This window comes from Psychrobacter sp. Ps2, from assembly GCF_022129405.1.
Classification (GTDB): Bacteria; Pseudomonadota; Gammaproteobacteria; order Pseudomonadales; family Moraxellaceae; genus Psychrobacter.
The window spans coordinates 1-15,805 of the sequence record NZ_JADQAM010000035.1 but is presented as its reverse complement, the minus strand read 5'-3'; the positions used below and the strand labels follow the sequence as shown (position 1 = coordinate 15,805).

The following is a 15,805-nucleotide window of genomic DNA, read 5'->3' as shown; positions in this document are numbered from 1 at the left end:
GGTTCTCTTCAACCATCAAATACGGCGATAGTTTTGGCTCGTCTTTAATCGCCTTACTGCGCCTGCCACAACGCTTCATCTGCATATAATGCTTCAATCGTTTCGCGCTTGCGGATTAGCTGATGACTATCGCCAGAAACCATCACTTCGTTAGCACGTGGGCGTGAGTTATAGTTACTACTCATGGTAAAGCCGTAAGCACCTGCGCCCGTAATGGCCAGTACATCGCCTGTGGCCAATGATAGTAGGCGGTCTTTTGCCAAGAAATCACCCGTCTCACAAATCGCGCCAACGATATCCCACGGCTGCGTACCATCCGTATCGATACCAGCACTAGGTAACACACTTGGAATCACCGCCATCTCAGCTTGATATAAAGCAGGACGAATCAAGTCATTCATCGCGGCATCAACGATCGCAAAATTCTTATGCTCAGTCGGCTTGAGTACGTCAACTTGAGTCAATAGCACGCCAGCATTGGCAACGATACTACGACCCGGCTCAAAGAACACGGTCAAACCAAGTTCACTAAGCTTTGGCAATAATGCTTGGGCAAACTCATCGATAGACACAGGTGTCTCATCAATATAGCGCACACCCAAACCACCGCCCAAATCGATATGCTGCAACTCAATACCAGCGTCACGTAAGCTATATATCAGCTCAATAACTTTATCTAATGCTGCAACAAACGGCTCTACCTCAGTCAACTGCGAGCCAATATGACAATCAATACCAACGATGTCGATATGTGATAAATCGGCCGCTTGCTGATAGACCGCTAGTGCGTCTTCGTGAGTGATACCAAACTTGTTGTCTTTAAGACCTGTTGAGATATACGGATGGGTTTTGGCATCGACGTTAGGGTTGACGCGCAACGAGATTGGCGCAGGCTTATCGAGTGATTTTGCTACTTCATTGATTAGGGTTAGCTCGCTGATAGATTCAACATTAAAACAGCCAATACCTTGAGTCAGCGCGTATTCGATATCACTATACGTTTTGCCCACACCTGAGAATACCACACGTGATGCTGCGCCACCTGCCGCTAACACACGCATCAGCTCACCGCGAGAGACAATATCAAACCCAGCGCCCGCTTGTGCCAAGATACCAAGCACGGCAAGGTTAGAGTTTGCTTTTACGGCATAGCATACTTGATGATTCAGACTGGCAAAGCTATCGGTATAAGCTTGATAAACGTCCAATATTGCTTGCTGTGAATACACGTAGCATGGTGTGCCATATTGTTTTGCTAGCTCATCAATACTGACCTGCTCCATATACAATGCATCGCCGCGATAGCTTAGCGCTGGCAAGTGAGCACTCAACGCTTTCGGGTCAACATACAACCCTCGCTCAGTTTGGATAGTAACGGATTCGCCAGTAGTAGAATCGGTTAAGTCAGCAGGTAGTTCAGAATGACTCATATAAACATCTCTAATATAATCAGATTAACAAGGGTGAAATTTAAATTTAGGTAGCAAAGCTGCTTAGCCAATTCAGTAGTAAATAATCGACCATTAGTTAAATTGTTAATTAACAAGCATCTAACCGCTATCTATTGGCTAAGCTTAGCAATTATTAGCTTGGCAGTTATTAATAGTCGTTGGGATTAGTACTAGGCTCAGGTAGCACCATTTGCTCTTCTAGGTAGCGGTTTTTTTGATAGTTATCATCGTCGATGCCGGCAAAGGCTGCATCTTGTGGGTGACTAGTACTATCCAGTACAGACGCACTGCCCTCTATCGTTTGACTACTAGAGTCTGCCAAATATAGATCGCCTTTTTGCCCGCAGCCTGACAATCCTAGCATAACCACACTGCCAATAAATAAAGTGGCAACAGCCTGACGACTGGTACGAGCGAACGAGCTAGCATGCTTGGCTGCTGAGGGGCTGTGTATAGTAGACATATAATAGATAACCTGTGAGCTTACGACGGCATAATGGCGATAGTAAATCGTGATAAATAAAAAACAAATGGACAGCCAAACCAACAGCGAAAGCACTGTCGTTATGACCATTTTCATCATAGCATTATTACATAAAGCTGTACGGTTACTGAATATGATTGGTGAATAAATTTGCGTGATGTTGGATATTTTCTAAAACATTAGTCGAATTTTTATAGTAATATCGTCTGCGAGCTTAGATATGAAAGTATGACATATGGGTATCTCGACAATATTTCTTACAATTTTGTGAGCAATAGCCTTGTTATGTAGCCCATAAAAGTTATCCACTTATAGTTCTATAACTTACTGAATATAATTGATTTATTTTATATTTAGCCATTTATTAATCACACATTTTAAACCTTACCCCTGTCGTGGTGTAGAAACAAAAATGTGTTACATTATATTCCCAGTTTGCAGCGGCAATAGGATGCTAGCCTGAGATGCAGACGCATTACCTCATAAGCATGGATGCATAGCACTGTCAGAAATAGTAGCCCAAGTATAAACAAAATCGCCAATATGCTTGCTTGGTATTATCAGCATATATATGGCTTATTTTTATTTACTCGACGGTTATCAACTTCATCAATTCCATATAACAATGACATCATGTCTCAGCTGTGAGCCTTACTACAGCACTTGAGATATCGGTGATGTAGTATTTGATGATAATAAAACAGGACGTGGCAATAGACGTCTTTTTTGTATCGAACGATATAATTGATTTGCCCTTTATAAAAACCAATCTAAGGATAGAGTATGAGCGCCAACCTAAGCACCACTTTTGATGATAAGAATAGCGAAACATCAACCCTAACCAGCCCCACTTTAGTCCTCAACTGCGGTTCGTCTTCTATCAAATACGCGTTGATTAGCGATGACAACTCTACTCGTATCACCGGTCTTGCCGAAAACTTAGGTCTCGATACAGCCCGTATCAAACACACCACGCTAAATGGCGATAAGTTAGAGATCTCTATTCCTGGTGGTAGTCACAAACTCGCCTTACAAAAAATTCTAGAGCTACTAGAGCAATATCATTTCATCGCAGTCGGGCACCGCGTGGTACATGGCGGCCGTGAGTACTCTGAAGCGGTTCGCGTTGATCAGCATGCGTTAGAGGAAGTAAAACGCTTAAAGATACTAGCTCCACTACATAATCCTGCAAATGCTTTGGGTATTGAAGCGGTTCAAGCTATTTATCCTGATATCCCACAAGTTGTGGTATTTGATACCGCCTTTCACCAAACCATGCCACCCGTTGCCTTTCGCTATGCGTTGCCAAAATATCTATACGAAGAGCACAAAATCCGTCGTTATGGCTTCCATGGTACGTCTCATGCTTATGTCTCAGAACGTGCTAGCAAAATCACTGAAGCAAAAGGTCCTCATGGCTGGATAACCGCACATCTAGGCAATGGTTGCTCGGCAACCGCCGTATATGATGGCAAAAGTCTCGATACCAGCATGGGCCTGACCCCGCTTGAGGGACTGATGATGGGCACACGTAGCGGCGATGTCGACCCAAGCTTACATATGCATCTGAAACGTCAGCTCGGTATTAGTCTAGAAGAAACAGATAAGATGCTGAATAGCGAAAGCGGTCTGCTTGGTATTTCTGGTCTATCAAACGATTTGCGTACTATTGAGCAAGCTGCGAGCGAAGGCCATAAAGATGCGCAGCTCGCTATCGAGATGTTCTGCTACCGCGCTGGTAAATACCTCGCCAGCTTAAGCTGTGCACTGCCTGAGTTTACCGGTATTGTATTCACAGGTGGTATCGGCGAAAACTCTGTCACCACGCGTGCAAGTATTTTAGCCGTCATGCGTCATTTCGGTATCAAGATGGACGCTGAAAAGAACGCTGGATTGTATGGTGGCCAAGAAGGCAGCTTCCAAGCAGAAGGTAGCAGTGTCGAGCTGTGGGTCATTCCTACAGATGAAGAATACCGTATCGCTCAAGAGACTCGTCAAGCATTGAAATTAGTATAAGACGATTGATTATAATGCCTAGCGCTTATCTTGCGAAACGCTTATAAAAAGCTGAAAACAAATAAGATAAAGCGCTTGGTGTTTTTATACTGCATTTCTTATGCTGCTCAAAATGACTCGACGTCTAAAATAAAATAAATTGTAGGACACATTATGCAAACCATTTTACTTGTTCCCATTAGTCGCGGTATCGGTGTGACATCAGCCGCACTAGGGCTAATCCGTGCCTTTGATTATAACGGTATCAAAGCGGGCTTTATGAAGCCGTTTTTGCAAGATGATACGCTAGACAAACAGCACAGCTTAGACAGCTCAAGCGCATTGACCATGCACGCATTTGGCCTAAATCCGCCTGACTCTATCAGCCGTCAACACGTCGAGCGTATGCTAGGCGATGACAATCTTGATGACTTGATGGAAGAAGTGATTGCCAATTTTCATACGATCGATGATGGTCATGACGTGATTATCTGTGAAGGTCTGGTGCCAACCACTGAGACCTCTTATGCTTCACAAATCAACCGTGCACTTGCTCACGCGCTAGACGCCAAAATTATATTTGTCAGTACCGCTGATATCAGTAAACCTGCTTATTTAGCAGACAAACTGGATGTCCATGCCCGTGAGTTTGGCGGTGTCATCGATTCACGGACACTAGGCGTGATATTGATGCGGGTACAAGACGTGCCGAACACCTTTGATAATCAACCTGTCGCGCCGGGTGAGGCCGTTGTCAGCTTAGATCCAAACTTCCTGCAAGAGGTACAGCGCCTATCGCCTTCGTTCAATACCGAAGTATTCCGCCTTATCGGGGTGGTGCCTTTTAGTGACTCTTTATCTGTGCCACGCACATGGGATATCGCAACAGAGCTCGATGCGACTTGGCTAAATGTTGGCGAAGCGAAGACACGACGTATCAATCGTATCAGCCTAACCGCTCGTTCAGTAGCGCGCGTCAATGAAGTCTTTAAGCGTGGTACGTTAATGGTCGTGCCCGGCGACCGTGATGACTTGCTGTTGGCTGCTGGATTGGCCTGTATCAATGGGATTCCATTGGCAGGTCTAGTATTAACAGGTGGCATCACCCCAAGCGATACAGTTGCTGAGCTTTGGCAATCAGCGCTCAAAACTGGCATCCCTGTCATGAGTGTCGAAAGCGACAGCTACGAGACGGTACAGAGCCTGATGCATATGAGTTCTGAGATTCCAAGTGATGATACAGAACGTGCTGATGAAGTGGCTCGTTATGTGGCGACGCATTTGGATCTAAGCTGGATTAAAGAATACTTCAGCCGCAATCATGAACCGCGTCTGTCACCATCAGCATTTCGCCATCAATTGGTCAAAAAATCACAGCACGCTAAGAAACGCATTGTGCTGCCAGAAGGCGCTGAACCACGTACGGTTGAAGCTGCCTGTATCTGTCAGAGTCGCGGTATCGCCAACTGCGTGTTACTTGCTAAACGTAGTGACGTTGAGCAAGTGGCCAAAAATCGTGATCTAACGCTGCCTGAAGGGTTAGAGATCATCGATCCTGACAACCTCGATATGAGCAAATATATCGCCGCTGTCGTAGAACGTCGCAAAGGTAAAACCACTGCGGAAGTCGCTGCTGAGTACCTAAAAGACACGGTCTATTTAGGTACTATCATGCTCCAACTAGACGAAGTCGACGGTCTGGTCTCAGGTGCGATTCATACTACTGCCAATACCGTACGCCCAGCATTCCAGTTGATTAAGACCGCGCCGCAATATTCGCTCGTGTCATCAGTGTTCTTTATGCTGTTGCCTGAGCAAGTGGTCGTCTATGGTGATTGTGCGATCAACCCAGATCCTAACGCTGAAGAGCTGGCAGAGATTGCTATTCAATCAGCACAGTCTGCTGCTGCCTTTGGTATCGATCCAAAAGTGGCGATGATCAGCTATTCTACTGGCTCATCAGGCGCAGGCGCGGATGTCGAAAAAGTCGCCCGTGCAACCCAAATCGTTCGCGAGCGCGCACCAGACCTCAAGGTCGACGGCCCGCTACAGTATGATGCGGCATCGGTCATGAGTGTCGGTAAGCAAAAAGCACCTGACTCACCTGTCGCTGGACAGGCCAATGTCTTTATCTTCCCTGACCTCAACACTGGTAACACGACGTATAAAGCAGTACAGCGTAGTGCCAACGTCGTCAGTGTCGGCCCTATGCTACAGGGTCTGAATAAACCGGTGAATGATTTATCACGTGGTGCCTTGGTCGACGATATCGTCTATACCATCGCGTTAACCGCTATCCAAGCGTATAGCGATTTGATTTAATTGCTGTAAGACTTATCCGTCGAATTCCTATATAACGCCGACTATCATTATGATGGTCGGTTTTTTATTAGGACTTTGGTGACAGACAGTGGTGACAGATGCTCGTCTGCCCTCTACAATAGCGCTATCATCAAGTTATTTACCCTAAAAAGGCCAGACAGTAAAAGAGCAAGGTGCATCAAGGACCACGTGCGCCCTATCTACTTTTACACATTTATTTATGCCAAATACGAGCAACAGCCCACAAGAAAAAACACCTCCACCTGCCATTCGTGCCTACCTTGGTGGCTCGTTCGATCCCGTACATAATGGTCATCTAGAAGTAGCAATGTTTGTCTATCAGCACCTACTACCAATCGCAACGCGGCTACATCGTACACTGCATGTGTCCTTATTACCCAATGCACGCTCGCCATTTAAGACCCAAAGTACAGACCCTAACCATCGTTTAGCGATGCTAAAGCTAGCGACGGAGAGTACGCCGATACAGATTAATGAGCTGGAGCTATGGCAAGCGCCGCCTGTCTATACGATCGACAGCGTACGCACATTAAGACAGCAATATCCTAATGACAGCTTGATATTTATCATGGGTATGGACAGCGCCCATAGTTTGGATAAATGGAAAGATGGCTTACGTCTCACTGACCATGTCAATCTATGGGTGTTTAATCGTCAGAGCAGTACCGATGTGAGTGATGGTGTTAGCGAAAAATTTTCTGACAGTATTATCTCTTCTAAAAATAATACAGCGACTACGGAAGATGTTAATTTCTTAAAAACGCAATTGCCGTTGTCATTGCAACCCCATATGACAGACTCCCCTATCGAGCTATTAGTTCCACCTACTCAGCGCTCGTTAGATAGCTTAAACTCAAATAGTACTAATCCAAATAACACTGATCCGACTAGCACTGACTTAAACAGCTCTGACTTGAAAAACGCGAATCAAGGACGCATTTATATAGATGCGCGACCTATTACTGCGGTATCAAGCACACAAATACGTGAACAACTACAGAAACTAGACGATCTAACAAATAAAATGCCAGTCGCTCAACGGCAAATCGCATCTATAGCATCAATAAATGATATCATTAGCAATACTGAATCTAATCCATTAGCTAAATGGCTAAATCCTGCTGTTTATCAATATATTATCGCCCATCAGCTATATTCTGCTGCTCAATTCCGTTAAAATCGCCTTATCTATGTCATTTTGCCTATCCTGTCTCTATGCGTGACTGACAACATATGATCAGTCGGATAAGACAAATTGACGTTTTACCCCTTTATTTTACATATTTACGATTCAAGAGATTAAAATTTATGACCAACACCATGACTGCAGAACGCCTAACAGAATGCTTGACCCTAGTACAAAGCGCTCTAGATGATATGAAAGCAAAGAACATCACTGTAATGAATGTAGAAGAGTTGACTGACGTAACAGAGCGCATCATCATCGCTGATGGTACCTCAAAGCGTCATGTACGTGCGATGGCTGATAGCGTCGGCGCTGAAGCTAAGCAAGCTGGTTTTATGCCACTTGGCCGTGAAGGCGGCATCGATTCTGACTGGACGTTGATTGATTTGGGCGCAGTTGTCGTCCACATGATGACGCCGCAAGCACGTGAGTTTTATGACCTAGAAGGCCTATGGTCATCACCTGAGCAATTGGCTGAACTAGTTGCTACGCCGCGCGAAAAGAAAACTGCGGGTCGTCGTAACAAAAACAAATAAGCTTGTCAGTGACGATATTCGTTCAACATTGAAAAACGTACCGCCAAAAAGACCAGAATACTTATTCTGGTCTTTTTTTATGTAAATTTTATGGTGATGAACCAGTATAATCAAATACATCATTGAGTACAGATAAGCTCATTTCGTATCAATATTTATTAGCCACTAAAATTAAACCGTCAAAATTAAGCCGCCTTAGCCTATTCATTTTACCTATTAGGAAACCTTATGAGCGCAGAATCGATCACGTCATTACCTGAGCAAACCCTAACAGACTTTAACCAAGACTTGCCCTTACATATCGCTACCCTCACTTGTGTTCGCGCTGGCAAATCTATGCCATTCGCTCGTGAAGAAATGAGCGCCATTGATAAAGCACCTATCAAATCTCCTGTCGCCGTCAATTTTATGGGCTTAACCACTGATGAACAGGCTGACCGTAAGCATCATGGTGGCCCACTCAAAGCCGTGCATCAGCTAGCGCCTGCAACTTATGAGAAAGTCAATGCAGAGTTTGGCCTGAAAGTGCGCGTCGGTACATTGGGTGAAAACCTTACGACTGAAGCCGTCAATGGTTTGCCTGAAATGACCGAATCTATGGTTTGTATTGGCGATGTTTTTCAATATGGTGGGCATTTTGAAAGCGATCAAGACATTAGTAATGATGATGCTAGCGTTCAGTTACGTATCGTCCAACCACGCCGTCCCTGCTACAAAATCAACGACCAAATTGGCCAATTTACCAAAGTACCAAATATCGCGGCATGGGTCAGCAAGCAAGGTATCTCTGGCTGGTATTTCCAAGTCGTCCGTGATGGCATTATAGAAGCTGATTTACCGGTGTATTTGGTTGAGCGCCCTTATCCGTTTGCGACATTAAAGACGTTATGGCAATTGGCCAATTCTAAAGAGAAATATGATGCAGATACTATTGAACCGTGGCTCGCGATTGACTGTTTAGAGGACAGTTGGAAAAAGGTTCTGGCTAAAAAAATCCAACAGGATTGAAAAGGTAACACTCAACAAAAACCTTTAATATGACTTTTCTATTTATACAAGATAGCCACTACCCTGCGTAATGGCGTCACAAGGTTTTTCATGTTCTATGTCAGTTCCATAATAAACACTCTCTCCTTCTACATCTTTGATCGTGAAGGAGCACTCCATGAGTGAAAAGATAGAAAGTATCAGCTACTTACAAGCGATAGCAATTAGCGTCGGTGCGATTATCGGCTGGGGTGCGTATGTCATGCCAGGCGATTTGTTTTTGCCGCAGTCGCAACTATTAGGCTCTTCTGTCGCTATTATTATTGGTACTTTAGCCATCTATATGGTTGCGCGTGCCTATATTAATTTGCTGACCCAAACGCCAGAAAACGAGTCAGGCGGCATTTATTGGATTGAAAAATACATCAATCGCAAGCATGCCTATATTTACGGTTGGGGCGTCACAATAGGCTATATCTCTATTATCGCGCTTAATATATCAGCTGTCGCTTTGCTGCTGCGCTATCTGTTACCTAGTGGCTTACAATTAGGCTATCTGTATACGATTGCTGGTTGGGAAGTCTACGCCAGTGAAGTGTTCTTATGCAGCGCGGCTATTATTTTATTCAGTTATATCAATCTAAAAGGTGTACGAGTCGGCGCAAAAATCCAACTCTATATTGCCCTCTTTATGATTCTATCAGTCACCGCGCTGTTTTTTGCCTCGCTTTGGATGACACCAACGACCCAAACGTTTTTGCCAACTGACATGTCTAGCAGCTCTATCACCAGTCTGGCATGGTTACCTATCTTGGCCGTTATGCCATGGGCGTATGTTGGTTTTGAAACCACACCGCAGATTTCAAAAGCAATTAGTGATTCAAAAACCAAGACCAAAAGTATTATCCTAATTTCACTTATCGCCGGTGTGTTGTTTTACTTTTTGATCAACTATTTTACCGCGCTAAACATGAGCTTTGACTATCAAGCGATCAAGGACAGCCACTGGGCAACAGGTGAAGGCATAGACAATCGGATTGGTAGTATCGGCATTTGGCTGCTATCGATCGCTATGATTGGCTCGATAATGAGCGGTATCAACGGCTTTATATTGTCATCGGTCAAGCTCTTGGAATCTATGGGCGACACTTCGTTATTGCCTAGCGTATTTACAGATAAACACAACCAATTCAGTAAGCAAAAAACCGTTATATTGATATGCTTGGTGTGCCTACTCTCTCCTTGGCTGGGTAGAAACTATCTACTCGACATTGTAACAATGGCGTCCTTGGGCATCACCGTTGGCTTTGCTTATGTCACGACCGCCGACCTTATCAATGAGCGAAAAAAGAAACAAGCAGGCTTGCTAAATTATCTCTCTGTATTAATCAGTGTGGTCTTTATATCGCTATTGCTGCTACCATTTTCACCTGCAGCGCTGTCATTTAATGCTTATGTCTTGCTAGGCTTCTTTATTCTGCTTGGGGCAATTGGTTATAAAAAAATCGCAGTCAATCCTAACGTTAATTAACCGCAACTATTCCCATACAGAGCATTTCATGGCAAAAAATATTTTCTCGATGGCATTGGCATCAGTACTAGTATCATGCTCCATGCTATCGCTCGTTGGCTGCGTAACAACGTCAGCGACGCAATATGTAATCGACAGCGATAGCTACCAAGCTACTGGCAAAAGCGAGCGAATCAAAACCATCGTCTTGCACTATACAGTCTCTGATAATGAGCGATCGATAAAGACATTGACCGCGGGCAATGTGAGCGCGCACTATCTGGTCCTGGACAAGGACGATGATAAAATTTATAACCTCGTACCCGAATCTGAGCGCGCGTGGCATGCAGGCGACGGTGGCTTTTCAGGACGAACCATCCTCAATGATACCTCTATCGGTATCGAAATCGTCAACGCAGGGATTAAACCTGAATATCGAGACGCGCTAAAGAATGGCGATATGGATTACCATCCTTATGAGCATTATGTGGCGTTTGATGAATTGCAGATTAAGAAAGTCGCACAACTGGTGCAAGATATCGCCACGCGCTATGACATCTCACCGAAGAATATCATCGGTCACTCGGATATGGCACCCTCGCGCAAGATAGACCCCGGTGCGAAGTTCCCGTGGGAGCGACTGTATTTCGATTACGGTATCGGCGCTTGGTATGATGAGTTTGATAAGCAGTTCTTTATGAATCAAGATGGATTTGCGTCGGCCACGATACCTGAGATCAAGCAAGCGTTTCGCAAATATGGCTATCAAATCAACGATACCGATACGTGGGACAAAGCCAGTCGCGATGTTGTCTATGCGTTTCAGCTACACTTCAGATCGCAGCAGCCAACGGGCAATATGGATCGCGAGACCTATGCGATATTGCAGGCACTAAATAAGAAGTATGCTGGTCGGGATGGTTTTTATTAAAGAATACAGGCTATTAGGAGACATAAACCATGAATAACTCTCAAAAAAATGAGCAAGACGATCTGCAAAAGTATTTAGAAGAAAAAGCCAAGCAAGAGCAGGAAAAGAAAGAGGAACAAGAACCTGAGCCACTTTCTGCCTATGATGCTTGTGTGCTAAAGGAAAGTGCTAGGATTCATGAGTTAATCGCTGAGGCTCAGAAGCGCCCCAAAGATGAATAACTGGATAGACAGTACTTACCAATCCTTACCACTCAAGAATATATAAATGCGCAAGTTAATGTCTTATGTTTTGAGACATAGCTAAACCGCTATGAGACCGATACTATAACTAAGCGACGCTATATCACTTTATAAAAGAAGGTCTATCTACCAACTATTTAGGCTATTTATTGCGATAGGCTAATGATAAAATCACCGCTCACAGGGTTATAGACAGTATCACTGCTCGCACCATCTCATTGGCTTCCCACATTGTTGGTTTTATCATTGGTTTTAATGATGGCTAGGATGCTGCACGGCTTTGATAACTTGGCTTTGATAGCCTAGTTCTATGACCAGTCTCAATATTTTTATTATCAAACGAACACCAATAATACTAAAAAAGGAATATTTATGTATCAAGCCTTTCAAAAACACCTACAACAAGAAATCAGCGATATACGCGAGGCAGGCCTGTATAAAAACGAGCGCGTTATTACTTCTCCGCAAGATGCACTCATCAAGATTGCCGATGGTCGTGAGATGCTTAACTTCTGTGCCAATAATTATCTTGGACTGTCTGATCATCCTGAGATTAAAAAGGCGGCGATCCAAGCCATCGAAAACTCAGGTTATGGCATGTCATCGGTGCGGTTTATTTGTGGTACGCAAGATTTGCATAAGCAATTAGAAGCGGCGATTTCCAAATTTTTTAACACCGAAGATACGATTCTTTATGCGGCCTGTTTCGATGCCAATGGCGGTGCATTTGAGCCACTGCTGACTAGCGAAGATGCCATTATTTCTGATTCGCTAAATCATGCTTCAATCATCGACGGTGTGCGCCTGTGTAAAGCCGCGCGCTATCGTTATGCAAATGCGGATATGCAAGATTTAGAGACTCAATTGCAAGCGGCGCAAGCACAGCGTTTTCGTTTGATCGTCACCGACGGTGTGTTTTCGATGGATGGTAACGTAGCGCCGATGGATGAGATTTATGCGTTGGCACAAAAATATGATGCCATGGTCATGATTGACGAGTCACATTCAGCAGGTGTGGTCGGTCGCACTGGTGGCGGCGTGACTGAATTGTTTGATCTACGTGGCGATATTGAGCTGATTACGGGTACGTTAGGCAAGGCGTTTGGCGGTGCTATTGGCGGCTTTACCACGGGTAAAAAAGAAATGATTGAGATGCTGCGTCAACGCTCACGCCCGTATTTGTTTTCAAACTCTATTCCTCCTATGGTGGCTGCCGCTGGAGTAAAAGCGTTTGAGATGCTATCGCAAGACAATACCTTACAAGACCAATTGCATGAAAATACTGCCTATTTTGTGAAGCAAATGCAAGATGCAGGCTTCGATATCAAGCCCACCGAATCGGCCATTTGTGCAGTGATGCTCTATGATGCCAATATCTCGCAACAAATGGCAGACGCACTGCTTGAAGAAGGCATTTATGTGATTGGCTTCTTCTATCCTGTCGTACCCAAAAATGAGGCTCGCATTCGTGTGCAGCTCTCTGCTGCTCATACTCGCGAGCAGCTCGACCAGTGTATCGCCGCCTTTATCAAAGTCGCCAAGCAAATGAAGGTGATTGATTAAGCGTCATTCAGAACGTATTTAAATTCAATAATTAAGTACAACACAGCTAAATAAGAGAAAAGTATGAAAGCACTGGTTAAAGCCCATGCCGAAAAAGGCATCTGGATGCAAGACATGCCAGAACCTACGGTCGGCATCAATGACGTTAAAATTAAGATTAAAAAAACCGCCATCTGTGGCACAGACTTGCACATTTATAAATGGGATGAGTGGTCACAAAAAACCATCAAGACGCCGATGATTATCGGACATGAATACGTCGGTATCATTAGCGAAATGGGCGATGGTGTAAAACACTTTGAAGTGGGCGACCGAGTCACAGGCGAAGGACACATCGCTTGCGGGCATTGCCGTAACTGCCGCCGTGGTAAGCTGCATGTGTGTGAAAACACCATCGGCGTGGGCGTCGACCGCGATGGCGCATTTGCCGAATATTTGGTGATACCTGCTGATAATGTCATCAAACTCGATGAGCGTATCAGCGATGAGATGGCAGCCATTATGGATCCATTTGGTAATGCCACGCATACCGCATTGTCATTCCCTGTCCTTGGTGAAGATGTTCTAATCACGGGTGCAGGTCTGATTGGTTCGATGGCAACAGCGATTTGCCGCTTTGCCGGAGCACGTAACATTGTGGTCAGTGATATTAGTGATTACCGTCTAGAGCTTGCCAAAAAAATGGGCGCGACGATGACCATCAACCCAGCCAAAGGTGAAACCATCGAAGGTGCCATTGCTGAGTTAAAAATGCACGGCTTTGATATTGGGCTTGAGATGTCAGGCTCGCCTCAGGCCTTTGATTCGATGATTAGCAATATGTATAACGGCTCTAAAATTGCGCTCTTGGGTATTTTACCTAACACCACCACGGTGGATTGGAGCAAGATTATCTTTAAGGCGTTAACCCTAAAAGGTATTTATGGCCGCGAGATGTGGGAGACGTGGTATCAGATGGAGCAAATGCTGATTAGCGGTATTGATTTGACACCTATCATTACCCATCGCATGCACATTGATGACTTCCAAGAAGGGTTTGATATTATGGAAAGTGGGCAATGCGGTAAGGTGATTTTAAGCTGGGATTGATTTTGGCGATTCAATATTTGAGGAGTCGTGGTTAAGGTTTACATTATCACGACTGATAAAACGGCACTAACTTCAGTGCCATTTTTTATAGGGTAAAAATCATACGGGAGATAAATTATGGGCGATTCTGAAGCCTATAAACTTGAAAAGTATTTAGCAGAAAAAGCCAAGCAAGCATAGGAACAGGAACCTGAGCCACTTTCTGCTTATGATGCTTGCGTACTAAAGGAAAGTGCTAAAATCCATGAGTTGATTGCGGAGGCTCGGAGAGAGGTTAGGGAGCGTTCAGAGGCTGAATAACTCATATAAGAATATATTTTGAGCACGTATTCTGTATCAGATTACTTTTGGCTGAGTAATTTGTTACGACTTGACTAATAATATTAGATTAGAAATTGCATGGAAGACTCAAGTTGTTTTTGAATGCTTCAATTTTAAGTTCTCCCATTTTTTGTTCAAGTAAGGCCATTTTTTTTCTAAACCAGTATTACAGGATTCACTTTTAAAGTAATCAAGTTGAAAAATAAGCTGCTCATAACTGTCTTGATTCAATTTTTCAACTTCAAGAAGTAATGAGTTAAGTACTTGATCAATTGTCGGTCTTACTTGAACATCAATTGACAACATTTTAGAAATCAGCTCTCCAAGCTCATCATTGATATCACTATTCTTATGGTTAATTAAAGCACCTTGTTTAATCCATTTCTTCCAAACATCATCACGTGTCCATTTTTTGGAATTATCTCTCATTGGTTCAGGCCAATGCTCATATAGCTTAATTCCTACAGGATGATATCCACCAGAAAGCAATTCATAAAATATTACGCCTAGTGAAAAAACATCACTTTTTGAAGTAATTTGTTTTTCTGACCATTGTTCAGGTGATTTGTAAGGCTTAGCACCATCAAATAATTTAAGTCTTTGAAAGGCATTTGCCAATCCAAAGTCAGCTACCATAGCTATTTCATAAATATTAAAATTTGGTAAATCTCTAAAACTTTTTGAGAGATTTCTGATAAAAATATTAGCAGGCTTTAAGTCTTGATGAGCGACTAATCCTTGAGAGTAACAATGTTCTAGCCCAGCACATAAATATGTTAGCATTGACAACTTAGTTGTTATATTGGACTTATTATCTTTTATAACTGTTAATAAATCGCTATCCCAGTACCTGAACCAAGTAATAGGTATGTCATAGGCAGTATCAACATCCGTTATCCAGTGTACATACATATTTTGATAAAACAAGAGTTGCGCTTCAAGCTCTTGAAGAAAACGTTTCGATGTTTCTTCTTTTTTTTCATACCTCAAGGGCTTTGCTATCTTCGCACAAACAAATCTAGGTAAGACATTTATACCTTGATCAAAAATGAAAATTTGACCACATAAACCTCCAGTTTCTTCTATAGTTAGTCCAAAATAGAAAAGGTACAATGCTTTTAAACCAAGCAAAGAGAAATATAAAAGATGACCTACTCAGCAGATTTT

13 protein-coding genes are annotated in these 15,805 nt (G+C 43.6%); 10 read left to right on the top strand and 3 right to left on the bottom strand.

The features are described from left to right. Positions 1-53: 53 nt before the first annotated feature. A complete protein-coding gene (gene lysA / locus I3254_RS02875; RefSeq protein WP_238051162.1) occupies positions 54-1,283 on the bottom strand; it encodes a diaminopimelate decarboxylase in 1,230 nt (409 codons plus the stop codon). Positions 1,284-1,599: 316 nt separating this feature from the next. Next, complete coding sequence (locus I3254_RS02870; RefSeq protein ID WP_238051011.1) at positions 1,600-1,914, bottom strand: lipoprotein; 315 nt, start codon at positions 1,912-1,914, stop codon at positions 1,600-1,602. 804 nt (positions 1,915-2,718) lie between these two features. On the opposite strand from I3254_RS02870, the gene I3254_RS02865 reads away from it, so the two are divergent. From I3254_RS02865 to tdh, 10 genes are all read left to right on the top strand, one after another. Next, a complete protein-coding gene (locus I3254_RS02865; protein ID WP_238051009.1) occupies positions 2,719-3,951 on the top strand; it encodes an acetate kinase in 1,233 nt (410 codons plus the stop codon). Between the two features lie 153 nt (positions 3,952-4,104). Beyond that, positions 4,105-6,252: a phosphate acetyltransferase gene (pta, locus tag I3254_RS02860; RefSeq protein WP_238051005.1), complete on the top strand. Its 2,148-nt coding sequence runs from the start codon at positions 4,105-4,107 to the stop codon at positions 6,250-6,252. A gap of 220 nt (positions 6,253-6,472) precedes the next feature. Next, positions 6,473-7,450, top strand: coding sequence for a nicotinate-nicotinamide nucleotide adenylyltransferase (locus I3254_RS02855; protein ID WP_238051004.1), 978 nt, complete (start codon positions 6,473-6,475; stop codon positions 7,448-7,450). A gap of 131 nt (positions 7,451-7,581) precedes the next feature. Then, complete coding sequence (rsfS, locus tag I3254_RS02850) at positions 7,582-7,995, top strand: ribosome silencing factor (RefSeq protein ID WP_057758112.1); 414 nt, start codon at positions 7,582-7,584, stop codon at positions 7,993-7,995. 228 nt (positions 7,996-8,223) lie between these two features. Next, the gene (locus I3254_RS02845) at positions 8,224-9,003 is read left to right on the top strand and encodes an MOSC domain-containing protein (protein ID WP_238051003.1); all 780 of its coding nucleotides are present in this window, start codon (positions 8,224-8,226) and stop codon (positions 9,001-9,003) included. Positions 9,004-9,160: 157 nt separating this feature from the next. Further along, on the top strand, positions 9,161-10,513 hold the full coding sequence (locus tag I3254_RS02840; RefSeq protein WP_238051001.1) for an APC family permease: 1,353 nt from the start codon (positions 9,161-9,163) through the stop codon (positions 10,511-10,513). A 28-nt stretch (positions 10,514-10,541) separates the two neighbouring features. After that, on the top strand, positions 10,542-11,423 hold the full coding sequence (locus tag I3254_RS02835) for an N-acetylmuramoyl-L-alanine amidase (RefSeq protein ID WP_238050999.1): 882 nt from the start codon (positions 10,542-10,544) through the stop codon (positions 11,421-11,423). A 29-nt stretch (positions 11,424-11,452) separates the two neighbouring features. Continuing rightward, a complete protein-coding gene (locus I3254_RS02830; RefSeq protein WP_238050998.1) occupies positions 11,453-11,644 on the top strand; it encodes a hypothetical protein in 192 nt (63 codons plus the stop codon). Positions 11,645-12,037: 393 nt separating this feature from the next. Beyond that, positions 12,038-13,228, top strand: a complete 1,191-nt coding sequence (gene kbl, locus I3254_RS02825) for a glycine C-acetyltransferase (protein WP_238050996.1) — start codon at positions 12,038-12,040, stop codon at positions 13,226-13,228. Positions 13,229-13,291: 63 nt separating this feature from the next. Further along, positions 13,292-14,317, top strand: a complete 1,026-nt coding sequence (tdh, locus tag I3254_RS02820; RefSeq protein ID WP_238050994.1) for an L-threonine 3-dehydrogenase — start codon at positions 13,292-13,294, stop codon at positions 14,315-14,317. A 408-nt stretch (positions 14,318-14,725) separates the two neighbouring features. On the opposite strand, the gene I3254_RS02815 is transcribed toward tdh, so the two are convergent. Beyond that, positions 14,726-15,769: a protein kinase gene (locus I3254_RS02815; RefSeq protein ID WP_238050993.1), complete on the bottom strand. Its 1,044-nt coding sequence runs from the start codon at positions 15,767-15,769 to the stop codon at positions 14,726-14,728. Between the last annotated feature and the right edge of the window lie 36 nt (positions 15,770-15,805).

What these genes read in the sequence shown, in the direction of transcription:
- lysA (WP_238051162.1), bottom strand. Translation starts at nt 1,283, where the DNA reads ATGGAGCAGGTCAGTATTGATGAGCTAGCAAAACAATATGGCACACCA.
- I3254_RS02870 (WP_238051011.1), bottom strand. Translation starts at nt 1,914, where the DNA reads ATGTCTACTATACACAGCCCCTCAGCAGCCAAGCATGCTAGCTCGTTC.
- I3254_RS02865 (WP_238051009.1), top strand. Translation starts at nt 2,719, where the DNA reads ATGAGCGCCAACCTAAGCACCACTTTTGATGATAAGAATAGCGAAACA.
- pta (WP_238051005.1), top strand. Translation starts at nt 4,105, where the DNA reads ATGCAAACCATTTTACTTGTTCCCATTAGTCGCGGTATCGGTGTGACA.
- I3254_RS02855 (WP_238051004.1), top strand. Translation starts at nt 6,473, where the DNA reads ATGCCAAATACGAGCAACAGCCCACAAGAAAAAACACCTCCACCTGCC.
- rsfS (WP_057758112.1), top strand. Translation starts at nt 7,582, where the DNA reads ATGACCAACACCATGACTGCAGAACGCCTAACAGAATGCTTGACCCTA.
- I3254_RS02845 (WP_238051003.1), top strand. Translation starts at nt 8,224, where the DNA reads ATGAGCGCAGAATCGATCACGTCATTACCTGAGCAAACCCTAACAGAC.
- I3254_RS02840 (WP_238051001.1), top strand. Translation starts at nt 9,161, where the DNA reads ATGAGTGAAAAGATAGAAAGTATCAGCTACTTACAAGCGATAGCAATT.
- I3254_RS02835 (WP_238050999.1), top strand. Translation starts at nt 10,542, where the DNA reads ATGGCAAAAAATATTTTCTCGATGGCATTGGCATCAGTACTAGTATCA.
- I3254_RS02830 (WP_238050998.1), top strand. Translation starts at nt 11,453, where the DNA reads ATGAATAACTCTCAAAAAAATGAGCAAGACGATCTGCAAAAGTATTTA.
- kbl (WP_238050996.1), top strand. Translation starts at nt 12,038, where the DNA reads ATGTATCAAGCCTTTCAAAAACACCTACAACAAGAAATCAGCGATATA.
- tdh (WP_238050994.1), top strand. Translation starts at nt 13,292, where the DNA reads ATGAAAGCACTGGTTAAAGCCCATGCCGAAAAAGGCATCTGGATGCAA.